At 68.2% G+C, this 16,276-nt stretch carries 17 protein-coding genes; 9 read left to right on the top strand and 8 right to left on the bottom strand.

Features of this window, described 5'->3' with window-relative positions:
• Window positions 1-177: 177 nt before the first annotated feature.
• Window positions 178-1,350, top strand: a complete 1,173-nt coding sequence (locus tag M6G65_RS27830; RefSeq protein WP_250103139.1) for a zinc-dependent alcohol dehydrogenase — start codon at window positions 178-180, stop codon at window positions 1,348-1,350.
• Between the two features lie 336 nt (window positions 1,351-1,686).
• The gene (locus M6G65_RS27825; RefSeq protein WP_250103138.1) at window positions 1,687-3,165 is read left to right on the top strand and encodes a methyl-accepting chemotaxis protein; all 1,479 of its coding nucleotides are present in this window, start codon (window positions 1,687-1,689) and stop codon (window positions 3,163-3,165) included.
• A gap of 267 nt (window positions 3,166-3,432) precedes the next feature.
• Here the strand turns inward: M6G65_RS27825 and M6G65_RS27820 are convergent, their stop codons facing one another.
• The 4 genes from M6G65_RS27820 to M6G65_RS27805 form a co-directional block, all read right to left on the bottom strand.
• A complete protein-coding gene (locus M6G65_RS27820) occupies window positions 3,433-3,642 on the bottom strand; it encodes a hypothetical protein (protein WP_192706049.1) in 210 nt (69 codons plus the stop codon).
• Window positions 3,643-3,741: 99 nt separating this feature from the next.
• Complete coding sequence (locus M6G65_RS27815) at window positions 3,742-4,281, bottom strand: cytochrome b (protein WP_238194519.1); 540 nt, start codon at window positions 4,279-4,281, stop codon at window positions 3,742-3,744.
• Between the two features lie 139 nt (window positions 4,282-4,420).
• Window positions 4,421-5,560, bottom strand: a complete 1,140-nt coding sequence (locus M6G65_RS27810; RefSeq protein ID WP_238194518.1) for an acyl-CoA dehydrogenase family protein — start codon at window positions 5,558-5,560, stop codon at window positions 4,421-4,423.
• A 14-nt stretch (window positions 5,561-5,574) separates the two neighbouring features.
• Window positions 5,575-6,084: a DNA polymerase ligase N-terminal domain-containing protein gene (locus tag M6G65_RS27805; RefSeq protein WP_308445180.1), complete on the bottom strand. Its 510-nt coding sequence runs from the start codon at window positions 6,082-6,084 to the stop codon at window positions 5,575-5,577.
• Window positions 6,085-6,512: 428 nt separating this feature from the next.
• Between M6G65_RS27805 and M6G65_RS27800 the strand changes: the two genes are divergently transcribed.
• The 5 genes from M6G65_RS27800 (at window position 6,513) to M6G65_RS27780 (ending at window position 11,042) form a co-directional block, all read left to right on the top strand.
• Window positions 6,513-7,025: a DUF892 family protein gene (locus M6G65_RS27800; RefSeq protein ID WP_238194517.1), complete on the top strand. Its 513-nt coding sequence runs from the start codon at window positions 6,513-6,515 to the stop codon at window positions 7,023-7,025.
• A 71-nt stretch (window positions 7,026-7,096) separates the two neighbouring features.
• Window positions 7,097-7,447, top strand: coding sequence for a DUF3140 domain-containing protein (locus M6G65_RS27795; protein WP_192706044.1), 351 nt, complete (start codon window positions 7,097-7,099; stop codon window positions 7,445-7,447).
• Between the two features lie 3 nt (window positions 7,448-7,450).
• Window positions 7,451-7,642 carry a hypothetical protein gene (locus tag M6G65_RS27790; RefSeq protein ID WP_238194516.1) on the top strand — a complete coding sequence of 64 codons (192 nt, stop codon included), beginning with the start codon at window positions 7,451-7,453 and terminating at the stop codon, window positions 7,640-7,642.
• A 61-nt stretch (window positions 7,643-7,703) separates the two neighbouring features.
• Window positions 7,704-8,771, top strand: a complete 1,068-nt coding sequence (locus M6G65_RS27785) for a phosphoesterase (RefSeq protein ID WP_238194515.1) — start codon at window positions 7,704-7,706, stop codon at window positions 8,769-8,771.
• Window positions 8,772-9,086: 315 nt separating this feature from the next.
• A complete protein-coding gene (locus M6G65_RS27780; RefSeq protein ID WP_373323663.1) occupies window positions 9,087-11,042 on the top strand; it encodes a YgiQ family radical SAM protein in 1,956 nt (651 codons plus the stop codon).
• A 93-nt stretch (window positions 11,043-11,135) separates the two neighbouring features.
• On the opposite strand, the gene M6G65_RS27775 is transcribed toward M6G65_RS27780, so the two are convergent.
• The gene (locus M6G65_RS27775; protein WP_238194514.1) at window positions 11,136-11,582 is read right to left on the bottom strand and encodes a winged helix-turn-helix transcriptional regulator; all 447 of its coding nucleotides are present in this window, start codon (window positions 11,580-11,582) and stop codon (window positions 11,136-11,138) included.
• A gap of 102 nt (window positions 11,583-11,684) precedes the next feature.
• Between M6G65_RS27775 and M6G65_RS27770 the strand changes: the two genes are divergently transcribed.
• Together M6G65_RS27770 and M6G65_RS27765 are read left to right on the top strand one after the other, a co-directional pair.
• On the top strand, window positions 11,685-12,455 hold the full coding sequence (locus M6G65_RS27770; protein WP_238194513.1) for an SDR family oxidoreductase: 771 nt from the start codon (window positions 11,685-11,687) through the stop codon (window positions 12,453-12,455).
• Between the two features lie 49 nt (window positions 12,456-12,504).
• Entirely contained in the window at window positions 12,505-12,738 is a 234-nt protein-coding gene (locus M6G65_RS27765; RefSeq protein ID WP_238194512.1) for a tautomerase family protein, read from the top strand.
• 101 nt (window positions 12,739-12,839) lie between these two features.
• Here M6G65_RS27765 and M6G65_RS27760 read toward each other — a convergent pair whose 3' ends face one another.
• The 3 genes from M6G65_RS27760 to M6G65_RS27750 form a co-directional block, all read right to left on the bottom strand.
• Entirely contained in the window at window positions 12,840-14,420 is a 1,581-nt protein-coding gene (locus M6G65_RS27760; RefSeq protein ID WP_250104299.1) for an arylsulfatase, read from the bottom strand.
• A 110-nt stretch (window positions 14,421-14,530) separates the two neighbouring features.
• Window positions 14,531-15,454: a formylglycine-generating enzyme family protein gene (locus tag M6G65_RS27755; RefSeq protein ID WP_238194511.1), complete on the bottom strand. Its 924-nt coding sequence runs from the start codon at window positions 15,452-15,454 to the stop codon at window positions 14,531-14,533.
• A gap of 186 nt (window positions 15,455-15,640) precedes the next feature.
• The gene (locus M6G65_RS27750) at window positions 15,641-16,018 is read right to left on the bottom strand and encodes a hypothetical protein (protein ID WP_238194510.1); all 378 of its coding nucleotides are present in this window, start codon (window positions 16,016-16,018) and stop codon (window positions 15,641-15,643) included.
• Window positions 16,019-16,276: the final 258 nt, after the last annotated feature.

The raw sequence follows: 16,276 nt of genomic DNA, 5'->3' as shown, positions 1-16,276 counted from the left end.
CTGACAACAGGTGGAAGCGGGCGTCGGGTTCCGGAGATGGACGAAGTGTCAGCGATCCTGCGCGCCGCATCCGCAGCTGCGACGTCGCGGTGCCGGAACTTGGCCGTTCGGCCGCGAGCTGTACCTCGGACGTGGCCGACTTGGTCACACCCCCATCGACCTCTGGAGACCCTTGCGATGAAGGCACTGTGCTGGCACGGCCGCAACGACATCCGCTGCGATACGGTCCCGGATCCGGTCATCGAGGATTCCCGCGACGTCATCATCAAGGTGACGAGCTGCGCGATCTGCGGCTCGGACCTGCACCTCATGGACGGGCTGATGCCGACCATGGAGAGCGGCGACGTCCTCGGCCACGAATTCATGGGCGAGGTCGCCGAGGTCGGTCAGGGCTTCACCAAGTACAAGAAGGGCGACCGGATCATCGTCCCCTTCAACATCAATTGCGGCGAATGCCGTCAGTGCAAGCTCGGCAACTTCTCAGTGTGCGAGCGCTCGAACCGCAACGCCGCGATGGCGGCCGCCCAGTTCGGCTACACGACGGCCGGCCTGTTCGGCTACTCGCACCTCACCGGCGGCTATGCGGGCGGTCAGGCCGAGTATGTGCGCGTGCCGATGGCCGACGTCGCCCCCATGAAGGTTCCGGACGGCATGGACGACGAGTCGGTCCTGTTTCTCACCGACATCCTGCCCACCGGCTGGCAGGGCGCCGAGCATTGCGAGATCCAGGGCGGCGAGACCATCGCGATCTGGGGTGCAGGCCCTGTCGGCCTGTTCGCCATCCAGTCGGCCAAGATCATGGGCGCCGAGCGGATCATCGTCATCGAGACGGTGCCCGAGCGGATCGCCCTGGCCAAGAAGGTCGGCGCCACCGACGTGATCGACTTCATGAACGAGGACGTGTTCGAGCGGATCAAGGAGATCACCAAGGGCCAGGGCGCCGACGGCGTGATCGACTGCGTCGGCATGGAGGCGAGCGCCGGCCACGGCGGCATCACCGGCGTGCTCTCCACGGTGCAGGAGAAGCTCACCGCCACGGAGCGTCCCTACGCTCTGGCCGAGGCGATCAAGGCGGTCCGGCCCTGCGGCATCGTCTCGGTGCCGGGCGTCTATGGCGGGCCGATCCCGGTCAACATGGGCTCGATCGTCCAGAAGGGCCTGACCCTCAAGAGCGGCCAGACCCACGTGAAGCGCTACCTCGAGACGCTGACCAAGCTGATCCAGGAGGGCAAGTTCGACATGACCGGCCTGATCACGCACCGCTCGCAGGACCTCGCGGACGGGCCCGACCTCTACAAGACCTTCCGCGACAAGAAGGACGGCTGCGTGAAGGTGGTGTTCCACCTGTAAGCCGCACGAGGCGCGCCGCGATCGGAGCCGTCCGCGGCGCGCCCGCCCCAGTTTTCATGATTTTCTAGAAGCCAGTTTGCTTACGATACCTATTTCCGAGAAAAATCTTAAATAATAAGAAAGCAAAATTGATCTTCTTCAAAATAGCAACAGCATCTTTTGACCGAGCCGCGGCCAGGCATGTTAATGATGATTGCCCATGCACGCTTACTGCTTGACTAGAACATCGACAGCGAAGAATTTTGCGCCCACATTGGCTACCCGAGATCAGACGCGGCAGCGGGTCAAGCACAAAAACTTCATCCGGCCGGGATGAAGCAAGGAGGGGGACGACCAGTGGGTTTCGTGCGCGACAAGGATCTGCACGCCAGGATCAAGGCCCTGGACAGATCTCAAGCCGTCATCGAATTCGCGACCGACGGCACGATCCTGGCCGCCAACAAGAACTTCCTCGACACGCTGGGCTACGCGCTGGACGAGATCCGGGGCCGACCGCATGCGGAACTCGCCGATCCGGCATACCGGGAGAGCGACGCGTATCGCGACTTCTGGGCGTCGCTTCGTCGTGGGGATTACCAGGCCGGCGAATTCAAGCGGATCGGCAAGGACGGTCGCGCGGTCTGGCTTCAGGCGACCTACAATCCCATCCTGGACCGACGCGGCAGACCGCTCAAGATCGTCAAGTTCGCCAGCGACGTCACCGAGCAGGTGACGCGCGCCATCGCCTACGAGGGTCAGATCCGGGCGATCAACCGCTCCCAGGCGGTGATCGAGTTCGCGCTCGACGGGACGATCCTGACCGCCAACGACAACTTCCTCGCCGCCATGGGGTACCGCCTGGAGGAGGTCACGGGGCGTCATCACAGCCTGTTCATCGAGCCGGAGGTCCGCGACAGCGCCGCGTACCGGGCGTTCTGGGACCGTCTGGGCCGCGGTGAGTACGATGTCGCCGAGTTCAAGCGCCGCGCCAAGGGCGGCCGCGAAGTCTTCATCCAGGGCAGCTACAACCCGATCTTCGATCGGGACGGACGCCCCCTGAAAATCGTCAAGTTCGCCACCGACGTCACCGCGCAGGTGCTCGATCGCCAACGCCGGACGGAGTTGCAGACGGCGCTGGCCCGGGACCTGGATGCCATCGCGGAGGCGTCTTCGAAGGTCTCGCGACAGGCGGGAGAGGGCGCGCAATCGTCGGCCCACGTCTCCGGCGACATCCAGTCGATCGCGTCGGGAGCGGAGCAGATCGCCACCTCGGTGGCGGAGATCAGCGCTCAGGTCGTGCAGGCGTCCGAGATGTCCGGACGGGCCGTGGAGCAGGCCCAGGCGACGCAGGCGATCATCTCGGGTCTGAATGACTCGGCCGAGCAGATCGGCGCGGTTGTGGCGCTGATCCAGACCATCGCGGCCCAGACGAATCTGCTGGCGCTCAACGCGGCCATCGAGGCGGCCCGCGCCGGCACGGCGGGCCGGGGCTTCGCGGTCGTCGCCTCCGAGGTGAAGGCGCTCGCCGATCAGACCGCGAAGGCGACCGAGCAGATTGCCGTCCAGATCACCGGAACCCAGACCGCGACCGAGAAGGCGGTGGCGGCGGTCGGCTCGATCCAGGCCACGATCGTGGGTCTCAACACGGTGGCGGCCACCATCGCCACGGCCGTCGAGGAGCAATCCGCGGTGACCCGCGCGATGTCGGCGACTATGCAGACCGCAGCACAAGGGGTTGGGGCGATCACCTCGGGACTCGGTCTCATCGCCGAGTCCGCCGGCCAAGCCGACGAGGCCACGCAGACGCTGCGCGCTGCGGCTCAGAGTCTCGCCTAGCGCCCGTCCCGATCGGGTTTGGACGGGATCGAGGGAGCACATTGCGGCCGCCTCGGCCGATGACGCCCGTCTTGCGAGCCGGTGCAGCGCCCGGCGGGACAGGCTCACGCGCGCCGCAGAACCGATGATGCTGAGCCGGCTCAGCATCGAACCGGCCCGCTGGTGGCAGCCAGGGCCGGTTCGCGGCGGACGCGTTCGGACACACCGCTTCGCCTTCGCTGAGGCCGAGTCGTTCAGAGGGCGAGGATCGATCCCGCCCCGGAGCTGCTAGCGCAGGGTCGGCGACTCGCCCGGCTTCAGGTGCCGGTCCTCGCCGTCGGGACCACCGAGCGAGACGTGATTGTTGAGCCGGCTCAGATGTTCGAAGACGTGCGCGAACGCATCGGTCACGGCCTGCTCGAAGCTGCCGTCGCCCTTGCCCTGGGCCGCTCTCAGCGCGCTGAGAAGGGCGTGGTGCTTTTCGGTGTCGCTCGACATGACGGACCTCGCCGCCGGGCGGGGTGCCCGCGCGTCGAGCAAAGCACCGCCGACGTTCGAAGTTCCTGCGGGCGGCCTCGCGGTGCCGTACCAGCTGCGTCAGGCCATCCGGGCCAGCACGTCCTCCTGCCGCACCCGGCGATGGATCAGCGCCATGGCGGCATGCCCGAGCACGACGACCAGCAGGGTGAAGCCGAGCCAGTGATGGAGGAGATCGCCCGGAGCCACCATCCAGGCGATCTTCGTGTCCCGCCCCGGCATCAGCGGAAGGCCGTAGGGCGTGAACGGCTTACCGGAGCCATACTGGCGGAGCAGGGCGAGACCCGGCGTGAGGACCATCAGCAGATAGATGAACGCGTGACCGGTCACCGCGGCACGCCCCAGGCGTCCGGGATGCGGCGGTCTGCGCGCCACGTTCGCCAGCCCCCAGAGGCCGCGCAGGAGCACGAGGACGAAGAGGGTGAAGCCGAGGGTGAAGTGGCTGCCGCCGACGAAGCGTGTCAGGGCGGTGTCGCCGATCGCGACGTAGAGGAGCGCGCCGGCGAATTGCCAGGCGAAGAGCGCGGCCATGAGCCAGTGGAATGCCCGGCTGATCCGGCCGTAGCGCTGCGGCGTGTCGAGCCAGCCGTTCATCCGCATGATGGGCCTTCCTGGCCGACGCGCCCGTCGCGCCGCGTGTGGTCCGTCGTGGCTCGTCCGTAGGCGGGCAGCATCGCATGCGCGCCGCGCACGACTCGGCGCCTGACGCTCTCGCCCGGCGGCGGCGCGGCGGCCCGGCTCATTCCGCGCGTCCGGCCCACAGGTGCTCCGCCGCGCCGCGCACCCGCAGGATCTCTTCGGCCGCGCTGGTGAGCGCACCGTCCGGCGCAGGCTGGCGCAGGTAGGTCGCGAGGTCGCGGGACAGGCGCTCCAGGGGATGGGGCCGCAGGAAACCCTGCAGGCCGACGGAGCGCTGGGCGAGTTGCAGCACGTCGAGCCCGGCCTTTTCCACGGCGAGCCGGGTCAGGTTGACGAAGGCGACGACGCGCTCGGGCGGAAGGTCGTTCTCCGCGACGATCCGGGCGGCGCGCTCGATCCAGTGCCGGGCGCCCTCGACCGCGATGGCACCCTCGCCGAGCCGCGCGCGCTGATGGGGATCGCCGCCACGACCGGTTGCCCCGAGATGGGCGCGCCACGCATCGAACACGGCCTCGATGCCGCCGAGCTGCACGGCCGCGAACCGCCAGGCCCCGCTCGAGAAGGTCGGTTGGCGCTGGTAATCGTCCCGCCCGCCGAGAATCGCGTCCGCGCCGACGGCGATGTCCTCGAAGTCGACGGTGCCGGTGGCGGAGGCGCGCATGCCGTGGGCGCGCCAGCCGGTCAGATCGGCGCGGCTGCCGGGCTCCAGCGGCACGACCAGCATCAGCGACGCCGCATCCGGCTCCCGCGTGACCGTCACCAGGGCGCGGGTGACATAGCCGGCCCCCGACGCGAAGGTCTTCACGCCCCGGAGCCGGCCATCCTCTCCCAGGCACAGGCTGTCGCCGGGCCGGTTGGTGTTCCAGACTCCGAACAGGTGCCCCGCACGCGCGTCGGCGAATAGGCGCGCCTGCTGCGCCGGCGCGCCGTAGCGCGCGACGAGCTGGAGCGCGTTGACGTGGCCCTCGTAGAGGCGCCCCAGCGCCAGGCTGCCGTACCCGACGAGCCGCAGCACCGCCGCAAGCTTGCGCGCGCCCGGCTCCTCGCCGAGCCCGACTCCACCGTCGCTGGACGGAACCGGCGCGGCGAGCAGGCCGCATTGGGCGAGGTCGGCGACATCCTCGGCCGGAAAGCCGTCGTCGCGATCCTGGGCGTCGGCGCGCTCGGCCGCAGCGATCGCCGCCTGTCGCGCGGCCGCGACGGCGTCGAAGGCCAAATTGATCGGAGTCCTCTGGTCCATGCGCCTTCCCCCCATTAGGCCACCGCAGCGGCGATATCCTCGACCGTGCGTCCGGTCAGGACCGATCGCGGCGCTTCCTCCAAGATGTCGGGCTCGCCGGCCGCGCGGGCCGCCCCGTCGTGGGACTTCACCAGCAGCCACGAGACCTGGCGCTCCCGCGGCTTCGGCCGCATCCGCATGAGACGCCAGCGACCGGTCAGCTTCTGCCCATGCAGGGTGAAGGCGAGCGACCCCGAGGCCAGCGCCGCGTCCGGATCACCCTCCGGCTCCCAGGTCCCCCGGTCCCAGAGCAGCACGGTGCCGGCGCCATACTGGCCCGGCGCGATCACGCCCTCGTAGTCCGCGTAGTCCAGGCCGTGATCTTCGACGGCGACGGCGAGGCGGCGTTCGCCCGCGACGAGGCTCGGCCCGCGCGCGACCGCCCAGCTCTTGAGGACCCCGCCGACCTGCAGCCGGAAGTCGTAGTGCAGCCGGCGGGCCGCGTGCTTCTGCACGCGGTAGGCCAGGATCCCTGGGTCAGACATGGTCGGCCCGCCCGACCCGATCCCGAACCGAGACGGCGGTCTCCCCCGTTGGCGACGGTTCCTGGTCCCGGCCTCGGCAGGCGTTCTCGGTTTCCATGTCGCGACAGCCTCCGACAGCCGCACCAGACTGCCTGGCGACCCCGAAAACCAACTTAGAGCAAGCCCGAATTTTCCTGGGCCACGCTGCGACCAAAACGACCGGGCCTCAGGACAGCCGTGGCATTCGCGAGCCTTCCAGAGATCCATTTGAATGAACGACAGGCCCGAGGAAATCTTCGTGGTGGCGAACACGCCCTGAAACAAACGCGCCAAGCAGAACCGTCATCCCGCGCCGACGGGCGGCGTTTACGTCGCAGCCTTCGACTGGAAACGGGGCCCGCCATCGACGTTTGCCGACGAACCCGAAACGAACCTGGAGCTTCGAAAGCATGGCCAGCACAGAGATCGGCACGATCTACGCCGGAGCGCTGCGGAACACGCGCGCCTTGGAGAAGCAGGGCCTGGAACAGATCGAGCGGCAGCTCTCCGGCTTGGAGCGGTACCCGGATTACGCCGCCGTGCTGCGCCGGCATGCCGAGACCACGAAGGGACAGCTGGCCCGTCTGGACCGGGCGCTGGAGGGCATCGGCGCGAGCCCATCCACGCTGAAGGAGACGGTCACGAGCGTCGCCGGCTCGATCGGAGCCGCGGTCCACGCGACGGCGCAGGACGAGACGCTGAAGAACCTCTACGCCGGATACGCCTACCAGTACGACCAGATCGCCGCCTATCGCTCGCTGGCGGTCATCGCGGAGCGGGCCGGCAAGTCGGACCAGGCCTCATCCTTCCGCGCGGCGGTCGAGGAGGAGACGAAGGCGGCCGAGGAGATCGCCGCGCTCATCGAGCCGGTGACCCAGACCTACCTCGACCTGACGCTCGCCGGCGGCAAGGCCGACAGCTGATCTTCAACGGATCCCGTTGTCAGGGCGGCCGCGCCTGCGAGGCCGCCCATCCCACGATTGGAGGGTGAGCCATGGCCGAGACGGACGACCACGCGACGACCTACAAGGAGTTCAAGGAGGTCGTGAACATGACGGCCTCCGCCCTGGAGAAGCATCTCGCGAGCGAGGCCAGCCAATCGGTCGGCCAGAAGAAGGATGGGGGCGAGGCGACGGGCCACGTGGAGGGCCGCCACATCGTCGCGATGCTGCACAAGAAGAAATCCGAGCTGTCGGACGAGGATTACCGGCACATGCGCAAGGTGATCGGCTACGTGCACCGGCACCTGAAGCAGGGCGGCCCGAAGGACAAGGATGAGGTGAAGGATTCGCCCTGGCGACTGTCGCTGATGAACTGGGGCCACGACCCCCTGAAGGCGGCCTGAGCCATGGACGATCCGACGCCCATCGCCGTCACTGTCGAATCCTGCGGCGACGGCGGCGCGCGGTTCCGCTGGCACCTGACGGACGCCGACGGCGTGTCGATCCGGGTCTCGCCGGAGGCGTACGCCTCGCCCGAGGACGCGCAGGACGCGGGTCAGGCCGCCCTTCAGGCGTTCGGCGCGGCGGCGAGCGCATGACACGGGCCGACAGCCCGCCGCTGGTTGCGGCCGGCCGGCCCGCGCTGGCGAGGTGGCCGTCGTGACCGCCCTCGCGGCACACGGAGCCGCCTTCGCCGGCCTCGCCGCACGCTTCGGACCGGGCACGCCGGTGGTCCTCTGCCACGATGACGCGGACGGCCTGTCGGCGGGGGCCCTCCTGGCCCGAGCCCTCACGCGCGCCGGGCACAGCGAGACCCGGGTCCGCGTCATCGGCCGCGGCGAGTCGCCGTGGTCGGCCGCCCTCCGCGACGAGCTCGCGGCCCAGACGCCCGGCGGCCTCGTGGTCGCCGATCTCGGCGTTGAGGCCGAACCGATCCTGCCGGGCGTGCCGACAGTGCTGGTGGATCATCACGTGCCGCGCTCCTGGCCCGAAGCCGACGCGGCCACGGTGATCAGCGGTCACGCGGACGCGCCGATCCCCACCACCAGTCTCCTCGCGCTGGCCTGCGCGACGGCCCTGGGCCGTGCGGACGATCTCGCGTGGCTCGCCGGGATCGGGCTCGTCGGCGATCTCGGCGAGCGCGGCGCGAGCAGCGACTTCCCCGAGATCATGGGTCCGCTGCGAAAATCCTACACCGCCAAGGCGCTGCGCGAGGCCGTGAGCCTCGTCAACGCGCCGCGGCGCACGGCCTCGGGCGACGCGAGGGCCGCCCTGGCGCTGCTCCTTCGTGCCTCGGGCCCGGCGGAGATCGTCACCGGGACCGCTCCAGAGGCCGAAGCCCTGCGCGAGGCGCGTTCCGAGGTGAAGGCCGCGCTCGATGCCGCGCGCCGGATCCCGCCGCTCTTCGCCGGTCCGGTCGCCCTGATCCGCTGCGACTCCCCGTGCCAGATCCATCCGCTCGTCGCGCAATCGTGGACCGGCCGCCTGCGCCGGCAGGTGGTGATCGGCGCGAACGCGTCGTTCCGCGCCGGTTTCGTGCATTTCGCCGCGCGCAGCGCATCCGAGCCGGACCTGATCACGTTCCTCCGGGACCGCGCACCGCCGCTCGGACCGGACGACCAGTTCGCCCAGGGGCACCGACGCGCCACCGGCGGCCAAGTCCGCGTCGAGACCTGGAACCGCTTCGTGACCGATCTCGGCTTCGGCCCGGAAGCCCGGGCCCCGTGAGCGGGGCTGCGGCCGGGCGTCCCGATGTGGCCGAACGCCGCTGGTCCGCTCCGGAGAGCTGTGAACGGACATGCGGGCCCACGTCGATCATTGCCGATGAATAGCCGCCTCCCAGAGCGACGTCTGGCGCAGCCCGACAGCATGCCTCAGCCGCTTCGCCGCGCCCGCGCAGCTTCGCCCGCCCCTCCCCTTCGTTGAGATCGCGGTTCCGACGGCCTATGCATGGGCGCCATGGACCTCCAAGCTTCCGCCACACCCGCCGTAGCGTCGTTCGCCTGCAAGCCCTCGACCGGAAAGGCGGCACCGTTCCTGCCGATGAGCCGCGCCGAGATGACGGCGCTCGGGTGGGAGTCCTGCGACATCGTCCTGGTGACCGGCGACGCCTACGTGGACCACCCGAGCTTCGGCATGGCCATCATCGGCCGGCTGCTCGAGGCGCAGGGCTTCCGGGTCGGCATCATCGCCCAGCCGGACTGGCACTCGGCGGAGCCGTTCAAGGCGCTCGGCAAGCCGAACCTGTTCTTCGGCGTCACCGGCGGCAACCTCGATTCGATGGTGAACCGCTACACGGCGGACCGCCGGCTGCGCCACGACGACGCCTACACGGCCGGTGGCGAGGGCGGCCGGCGCCCGGACCGCTGCACCATCGTGTACACGCAGCGCTGCCGCGAGGCCTTCAAGGACGTGCCGATCGTGCTCGGCGGCATTGAGGCGTCGCTGCGCCGGATCGCCCACTACGATTACTGGTCCGACAAGGTGCGCCGCTCGATCCTGGCGGACGCGAAGGCCGATCTGCTGATCTACGGCAACGCCGAGCGCGCCGTGGTCGAGGTGGCGAACCGCCTCGCGGCCGGCGAGGCGCCGAACCAGCTCGACGCGATCCGGGGCGTCGCCCTGTTCCGCCGCGTCCCCGCCCACTACACCGAGCTGCCCGCCGACGACCTCGACTCGACGGACGAGGCCGCGACCCGCCGGCCCGGCGAGACCGTGATCCGGCTCCCCGCCTACGACGAGGTCAAGGAGGACAAGGAGGCCTATGCCCGCGCCTCGCGCGTGCTGCACCGGGAGGCCAATCCCGGCAACGCGCGCCCGCTCGTCCAGCGCCACGGCGACCGCGACCTGTGGCTCAACCCGCCGCCGATCCCGCTGACCAGCGACGAGATGGACGCGGTCTACGACCTGCCCTACGCCCGCGCCCCGCACCCGTCCTACGGCGACGCGAAGATCCCCGCCTGGGACATGATCAAGTTCTCGGTGACGATCATGCGCGGCTGCTTCGGCGGCTGCACCTTCTGCTCGATCACGGAGCACGAGGGCCGCGTCATCCAGAACCGCTCGGAGGGCTCAATCCTGCGCGAGATCGAGCGGATCCGCGACAAGACGCCGGGCTTCACGGGCGTGATCTCCGATGTCGGCGGGCCGACGGCGAACATGTACCGGATGGCCTGCAAGGACCCGAAGATCGAGGCGGCGTGCCGGTTGCCGTCCTGCGTGTTCCCGGACGTCTGCCCGAACCTGAACACGTCGCACGACGACCTGATCCGGCTCTACCGCAAGGTCCGCGAGGTGAAGGGCGTCAAGAAGGTGATGGTCGCCTCGGGCGTGCGCTACGACCTCGCGGTGAAGAGCCCCGAATACATCAAGGAGCTCGTCACTCACCACGTCGGCGGCCGCCTGAAGATCGCGCCCGAGCACACCGAGCGCGGCCCCCTCGACAAGATGATGAAGCCGGGGATCGGCACCTACGACCGCTTCAAGGAGATGTTCGACGCCGCCGCCAAGGAGGCGGGCAAGAAGTACTACCTGATCCCGTACTTCATCGCGGCGCATCCCGGCACGACCGACGAGGACATGATGCACCTCGCGCTCTGGCTCAAGAAAAACAATTATCGCGCCGATCAGGTCCAGACGTTCCTGCCCTCGCCGATGGCGACCGCCACGGCCATGTATCACACCGAGATCAACACCCTGCGGGGCGTGAAACGCGGTGGCAGCGAGCCGGTCGAGGCGATCAAGGGGCTGCGGCAGCGCCGGCTGCACAAGGCGTTCCTGCGCTACCACGACCCGGAGAACTGGCCCCTGCTGCGCGAGGCGCTGCGGGAGATGGGCCGCGCCGATCTGATCGGGCCGCGGCCGGACCAGCTCGTGCCGTTCTCGCAGCCGCCGGGAACCGGCGCCGGGGCGGGCCGGACGGGCGGCCAGCCGCGACCCGTGTACCGTCCGGGCGGCGGTCAGCGCTTCACCACGAAGGGCGTTCCGCTGCGCAAGTGACGCTCTCGCGCGTCCGATGAACAGGCGATCCGAGGTCGGCTTCCGACCTGGGTCGCTCCTCTACGGCCACGCGCCTCCGGCCGCCTGGACCGGTCACGGCGTCTCGGCGTCGGCGGTCAGGTCCGACGCTTCGGCCGCCGCGAATGCCCGACGGGCCCGCTCGATCTCGGCGTGGTGCGTCTCGGCCCAGATCCACACGCCGCAGAAGGCGGCCCCCAGGCTCCGGCCCAGCGGCGTCAGCGTGTAATCCACGCGCGGCGGGATCACTGGGTGGACCCTGCGCCGCACGAGACCGTCCCGTTCCATCTGCCGGACCGTCTGCGTCAGCATCTTCTGGCTGATCCGGCCCACGGCCTTGCCGAGCTGCGTGAACCGAAGGGTCCCGTGCGCGTCCAGGGCTTCGAGGACCAGCATGGTCCACTTGTCGGCCACCTTGCCGATGATGTCGTTCACCAGCGCCTCGATCGCGGGATCGACGTCGTCCGGGATCGGCCCGCGCCGCTGTGCCTCGATCACGGGATCCGGGGCGGCCCTGCGCATCCGACACTCTCCTTTCGGTAAGTACAAATCTTTTCGGTGCCTACTTCAGTCTGGAGAGTGTGCTTCATACCCCCTGCGGCGACAACAACGGAGGTCGCCGTCATGAAAACTTCAGGCAACACCATCCTCATCACCGGAGGCGGGTCGGGGATCGGAGCCGCGCTCGCGCACCGCTTCCACGATCTGGGCAACATCGTCATCGTCGCCGGCCGCCGGCTGGAGGCCTTGGAACGGGTCACTGCTGGCCGGCCGGGCCTGCACGCGATGCCGCTCGACATCGCGGATGCCGGCGACATCGCGGCGTTCGCCCAGCGGGTCATTGCCGAGCACCCGGCCCTGAACGTGGTGATCAACAACGCCGGGATCATGCGCTTCGAGGCGCTGGATCGGGCCCGAGATCTCGCGGACGCCGAGGCGACGATCACCACCAACCTGCTCGGCCCGATCCGGCTGACCGACGCCCTGATCGGGCATCTGGTCGGGCGCCCCGATGCGGCGCTGATCAACGTATCCTCGGGCTTGGCCTTCGTGCCGCTGACGGCGACCCCGACCTACTCGGCGACGAAGGCGGCCATCCACAGCTACACGGTCTCTCTGCGCGAGGTTCTGAAGGACCGAGTCGAGGTGATCGAACTCGTGCCCCCCGCCGTGCAGACCGACCTGACGCCGGGCCAGTCCACCCGCGAGGGCTACCTGCCGCTGACCGACTTCATCGACGAGGTCATGACCCTGTTCCAGCAGCAGCCGACGCCGCGCGAGATCCTCGTGCAGCGCGTCGCCTTTCAGCGCAACGCCGAAGCCGAGCACCGCTTCGACGCGGCCGTGACGACCTTAAACGAGGCCGCTCTCAAGGCTCGCGCGGCGCAACGCTGAGGCCTGCCGCTCGCTCCGTATTCGTCGCGCTTCAATTGGGAGAAAGCCGATGCCGTTTGCCAACTTCAAGATCCCGCAAGGCATGATGGATGCTGCGCAGAAGGCGGACCTGATTCACCGCACGACGGATCTGCTGGTCTCGTATTTCGGTGAGGGCGCGCGCCTTCACACGATGATTCTGGTCGATGAGGTCGTGGATGGCGGCTACGGGCGCGCGGACGCGGTGTTCGACCTTGAGGCCCTCCGACGGATGCAGGCGCGATTGGAGCCGCGTTCGCGCTGACGGGGCACGTCTTCACGCGTCACGGAGAGTGGGCGGCAACGGCCGAGCGCCGCCGGCCCACTCCGGAGAGGAGCCGACGCATTGTCCCCGGAAGGCCCGGCTCATTTCGCCATCGCGGCCCGGGCGGCCTGGATCTTCGCCTTCACGGCATCAAGGTTGAAGCTCGCGCCCTTCTGCATCGGCGGGAACTCGACGGCGGTCATCGCCAGCTTCTCCACCTCCTGCTGGACGAAGGTGAAGCGCCAGAACTCGTACAGGAACCAGTTCATGTAGTTCTGCGTGCCGGTCTTGGTCCCATTGTCCGGCCAGCCCGTCCGCTCGAACGGGTCGAGCCGCAGGTTCGTGATGTAGGGGACATCAGGTTTGGTCTTGTCGCCGAGCCAGCCGGCAGGCTGGTCGATGAAACGATATTTGTAATCCCCGATCCGCACGGCTCCGAGCTCGCTCTCGCCAAAATACCAGATCTCGTTACGCCGTGACGGGCCCTTGCCGGTGATCAGGTCCATCTGATTGTAGCCGTCGAGGTGGACCTTGTAGAACTCGTCGCCGATCTTCTTGCCCGTCTTCAGTTCCGCGCCGATATCGGCGTTGCCCGCTGCGGCGACCAGCGTCGGGAACCAGTCGAGGCCGGAAATGACGCCGTTCTCGACCTTGCCGGCGGGCACTTTGCCCGGCCAGCGGATCATCGCCGGAGCCCGGAAGCCGCCTTCCATGACCGTGCCCTTCGACTGGGCGAACGGGGTCTGGCCGCCATCCGGCCAAGTAAAAACCTCGGTGCCGTTGTCGGTGTTGAAGACGACGATGGTGTTATCGTCCACGCCCAGTTCCGCCAGCTTCTTCATCACAGCCCCGACGACGTCGCCGAGCTGCGCCATGCCGGCCTCGTGGATGGTCCAGCCGTTCTTGGAATTGCGCAGGGCTTGATACTTCGGCGACAGGTGGGTGGTGACGTGCATCCGGGTCGGATTGAGCCACACGAAGAACGGCTTGCCGTCGGACTTGGCCTTCTCGATGAAGCCGAGCGCCAGGTCGCGGATCTCGTCGTCGACCGTCTCCATCCGCTTGGGATAGAGCGGTCCCGCATCCTCGATCCTCTGCTTGCCGACGACGCCCCAGCGCGGTTCGTCGGTAGGATCGGCCACGCTCGTCGCCCAGGAATGGATCATGTTGCGCGGGCCGACCTGACCCAGAAGCTCCTGCGGATAGCCGGGATGGGCCGGGTCCTCCATCGCGTCGAGATGGTAGAGGTAGCCGAAGAACTCGTCGAAGCCGTGCACGGTCGGCAGGAACTCGTTCTTGTCTCCCAAGTGGTTCTTGCCGAATTGCCCGGTGGCGTAGCCCATGCCTTTCAACACGGTGGCGATGGTGACAGCCTGCGCGGGCAAGCCGATGGGGGCGCCGGCACGGCCGACCGTCGTCATGCCGGTGCGGATCGGCAACTCGCCGGTGATGAAGGCCGCGCGCCCGGCCGTGCAGCTGGCCTCGGCGTAATAGTCGGTGAACAGCATCCCCTCGGACGCCAGCCGGTCGAGGTTGGGCGTCCGTCCTGCCATCATGCCGCGATGGTAGGCCCCGATGTTCCAGATGCCGATGTCGTCTCCCGTGATGACGATGATGTTCGGCTTCTGCCCCGACGACGCCGGCTGCGGAGCCTGCGCGACCGCCGTCGGTGTTTCCGCCATCAGTCCGGCGGTCGCCAGGAGCGAGGTGCCGGCGAGCAGCATGGTCCGGCGGCTGGGTGCGCGCTCCGGCCTGCAGCCCGTCTGATCCTCTTGGTGCGCGTCATCGTGCGTCATGACCGATCCCCCTCTCTCAGGATGCACCGGAAGCCGACATGGCTCATGGACGTGTCGACAGGCTGCGCGTGCCGGGCCGCCGGCCGATAGCGGCGGCAGTAATTCGGCGCGCACAGGTGCGAGCCGCCCTTCACGACCTTGCAGGGGATCGGAACCTGCGGATTGCGCGGGTCGACGCTGTCCTCCTCACGCCCGCCCTGCGGGTTTCGGGGGATGCAGCAGGCCTTCGCGGCCTCGGCCGGATGCGTCGCGCTGTACCAATCGGACGTCCATTCCCAGACATTGCCGATCATGTCGAACAGCCCGTAGCCGTTCGGGGGGAACGCGCCGACCGGCGTCGTGCGCTTGTCGGGCCCGGCGGCGGTGTTGAGGTGCGGGAAGTCGCCTTGCCACGTATTGGCCATCCGGCGTCCCGCGGGCGCGAACGCGTCACCCCAGGCGTACTCCGCGCCCTCGAGCCCCCCTCGGGCCGCGAACTCCCACTCCGCCTCGGTCGGAAGGGCCTTGCCGGCCCAGGCGACGTAGGCCTCAGCGTCGCGAAGCGCGACGTGCACGACGGGATGATCGTCGAGGCCCTTGATCGAGCTCCCCGGACCGTAGGGATGCCGCCAGTTCGCCCCCCGCAGAAACGTCCACCATCGCGTCCAGTCGCGCGTGTCGCCAGGCTCACGCGGCGGATGGAAGGTGAGTGAGCCGGCATAGAGCATCTCTGGCTGCGCGCCCGGATAGTTCGTCGGATCCGGGGGGCTCTCCGCGACCGTCCGGTAGCCGGTCGCGCGGACGAAATCCTTGAACCGACGGTTGGTGACCGGGACCGGGTCGATCCAGAAGCTGTCGACGCTGACACGATGCGCCGGCGCTTCCTCGGGATAGTGATCGTTCGACCCCATGCGGAAGGTTCCGCCGGGGATACGGATCATCCCTCCACCGGACTTCGAGGACGAGTCGGGAACACGTCGCGCCAGCGCGGAGAGCGAAGCACCCGCCATCGCATGCTCCTCATCCAAATGCCCCCCGTGCTTCCGATGGAGCAACGGAACCCTAGATTTATGCAGTCAATCGACTGTCAATACAGCCGCATCGATCCATGCGGACGCACCAAAGATCTACATCTGAAGACATGTCAGCAACGCTACGTAGCTCGGCGGCCCACCGATGCTCACTTCCTGAACGCAGGCGTTGCGGCGGTTCGTCTTGAAGCCTGGCCATTGCTGTTCAAGCTGTGTGCGAGCCTGAGTCTCGTCATGGATGCAGCCCCGATCGGTCGCCTGGGCGCTCTGCCCGATCGACGGTGCCGCGCCGCAGATTGCCTTGATGTCGAAGCGCGGCACCTCCTCGGCATACGCAGCCGTTGCGGCGGGAAGTGCCAGGACCAGCAGGCTCAACGGCTTCAACATCGACTGCCCCCTTCGCTGGACTTCGATGCAATGCGCGTTCTCATTCAACGCGGGATGGATCAGGCGGCCCGGCTCGGGTCCGGGCAAAATCAGGCTCCGCGTCAAGCAGTAGGTCGCCGCGCCACGTCTGTAATCGGCAGCCGACTCGCTGTTGAATCACCGATACAATAAACATTTGCTATCTAAATGTGTCAAGCGGACTCGTCGAAATGAATCGCCATGAAGAGCGACATCTAAGGGGTAGCGACCAGGCGATTTGAGACCAGAGCGAAGATCCGGAGCACGCCGCAGTCGATTTACACTGGTCATGTATGATTTTTATAAAATCAATATGAAATTTCGAAT

This window comes from Methylobacterium tardum (assembly GCF_023546765.1).
GTDB lineage: Bacteria > Pseudomonadota > Alphaproteobacteria > Rhizobiales > Beijerinckiaceae > Methylobacterium > Methylobacterium tardum.
The sequence above is the reverse complement of the archived record's forward strand: the minus strand, read 5'-3'. Positions and strand labels throughout refer to the sequence as shown.

Excerpts from the sequence above, each read along its gene's own strand:
- M6G65_RS27810 (WP_238194518.1), bottom strand. The coding sequence starts at position 5,560 with ATGGACCAGAGGACTCCGATCAATTTGGCCTTCGACGCCGTCGCGGCC.
- M6G65_RS27780 (WP_373323663.1), top strand. The coding sequence starts at position 9,087 with ATGAGCCGCGCCGAGATGACGGCGCTCGGGTGGGAGTCCTGCGACATC.
- M6G65_RS27775 (WP_238194514.1), bottom strand. The coding sequence starts at position 11,582 with ATGCGCAGGGCCGCCCCGGATCCCGTGATCGAGGCACAGCGGCGCGGG.
- M6G65_RS27770 (WP_238194513.1), top strand. The coding sequence starts at position 11,685 with ATGAAAACTTCAGGCAACACCATCCTCATCACCGGAGGCGGGTCGGGG.
- M6G65_RS27765 (WP_238194512.1), top strand. The coding sequence starts at position 12,505 with ATGCCGTTTGCCAACTTCAAGATCCCGCAAGGCATGATGGATGCTGCG.
- M6G65_RS27795 (WP_192706044.1), top strand. The coding sequence starts at position 7,097 with ATGGCCGAGACGGACGACCACGCGACGACCTACAAGGAGTTCAAGGAG.
- M6G65_RS27830 (WP_250103139.1), top strand. The coding sequence starts at position 178 with ATGAAGGCACTGTGCTGGCACGGCCGCAACGACATCCGCTGCGATACG.
- M6G65_RS27820 (WP_192706049.1), bottom strand. The coding sequence starts at position 3,642 with ATGTCGAGCGACACCGAAAAGCACCACGCCCTTCTCAGCGCGCTGAGA.
- M6G65_RS27800 (WP_238194517.1), top strand. The coding sequence starts at position 6,513 with ATGGCCAGCACAGAGATCGGCACGATCTACGCCGGAGCGCTGCGGAAC.
- M6G65_RS27790 (WP_238194516.1), top strand. The coding sequence starts at position 7,451 with ATGGACGATCCGACGCCCATCGCCGTCACTGTCGAATCCTGCGGCGAC.
- M6G65_RS27760 (WP_250104299.1), bottom strand. The coding sequence starts at position 14,420 with ATGGCGGAAACACCGACGGCGGTCGCGCAGGCTCCGCAGCCGGCGTCG.
- M6G65_RS27755 (WP_238194511.1), bottom strand. The coding sequence starts at position 15,454 with ATGATCCGTATCCCCGGCGGAACCTTCCGCATGGGGTCGAACGATCAC.
- M6G65_RS27805 (WP_308445180.1), bottom strand. The coding sequence starts at position 6,084 with ATGTCTGACCCAGGGATCCTGGCCTACCGCGTGCAGAAGCACGCGGCC.
- M6G65_RS27815 (WP_238194519.1), bottom strand. The coding sequence starts at position 4,281 with ATGCGGATGAACGGCTGGCTCGACACGCCGCAGCGCTACGGCCGGATC.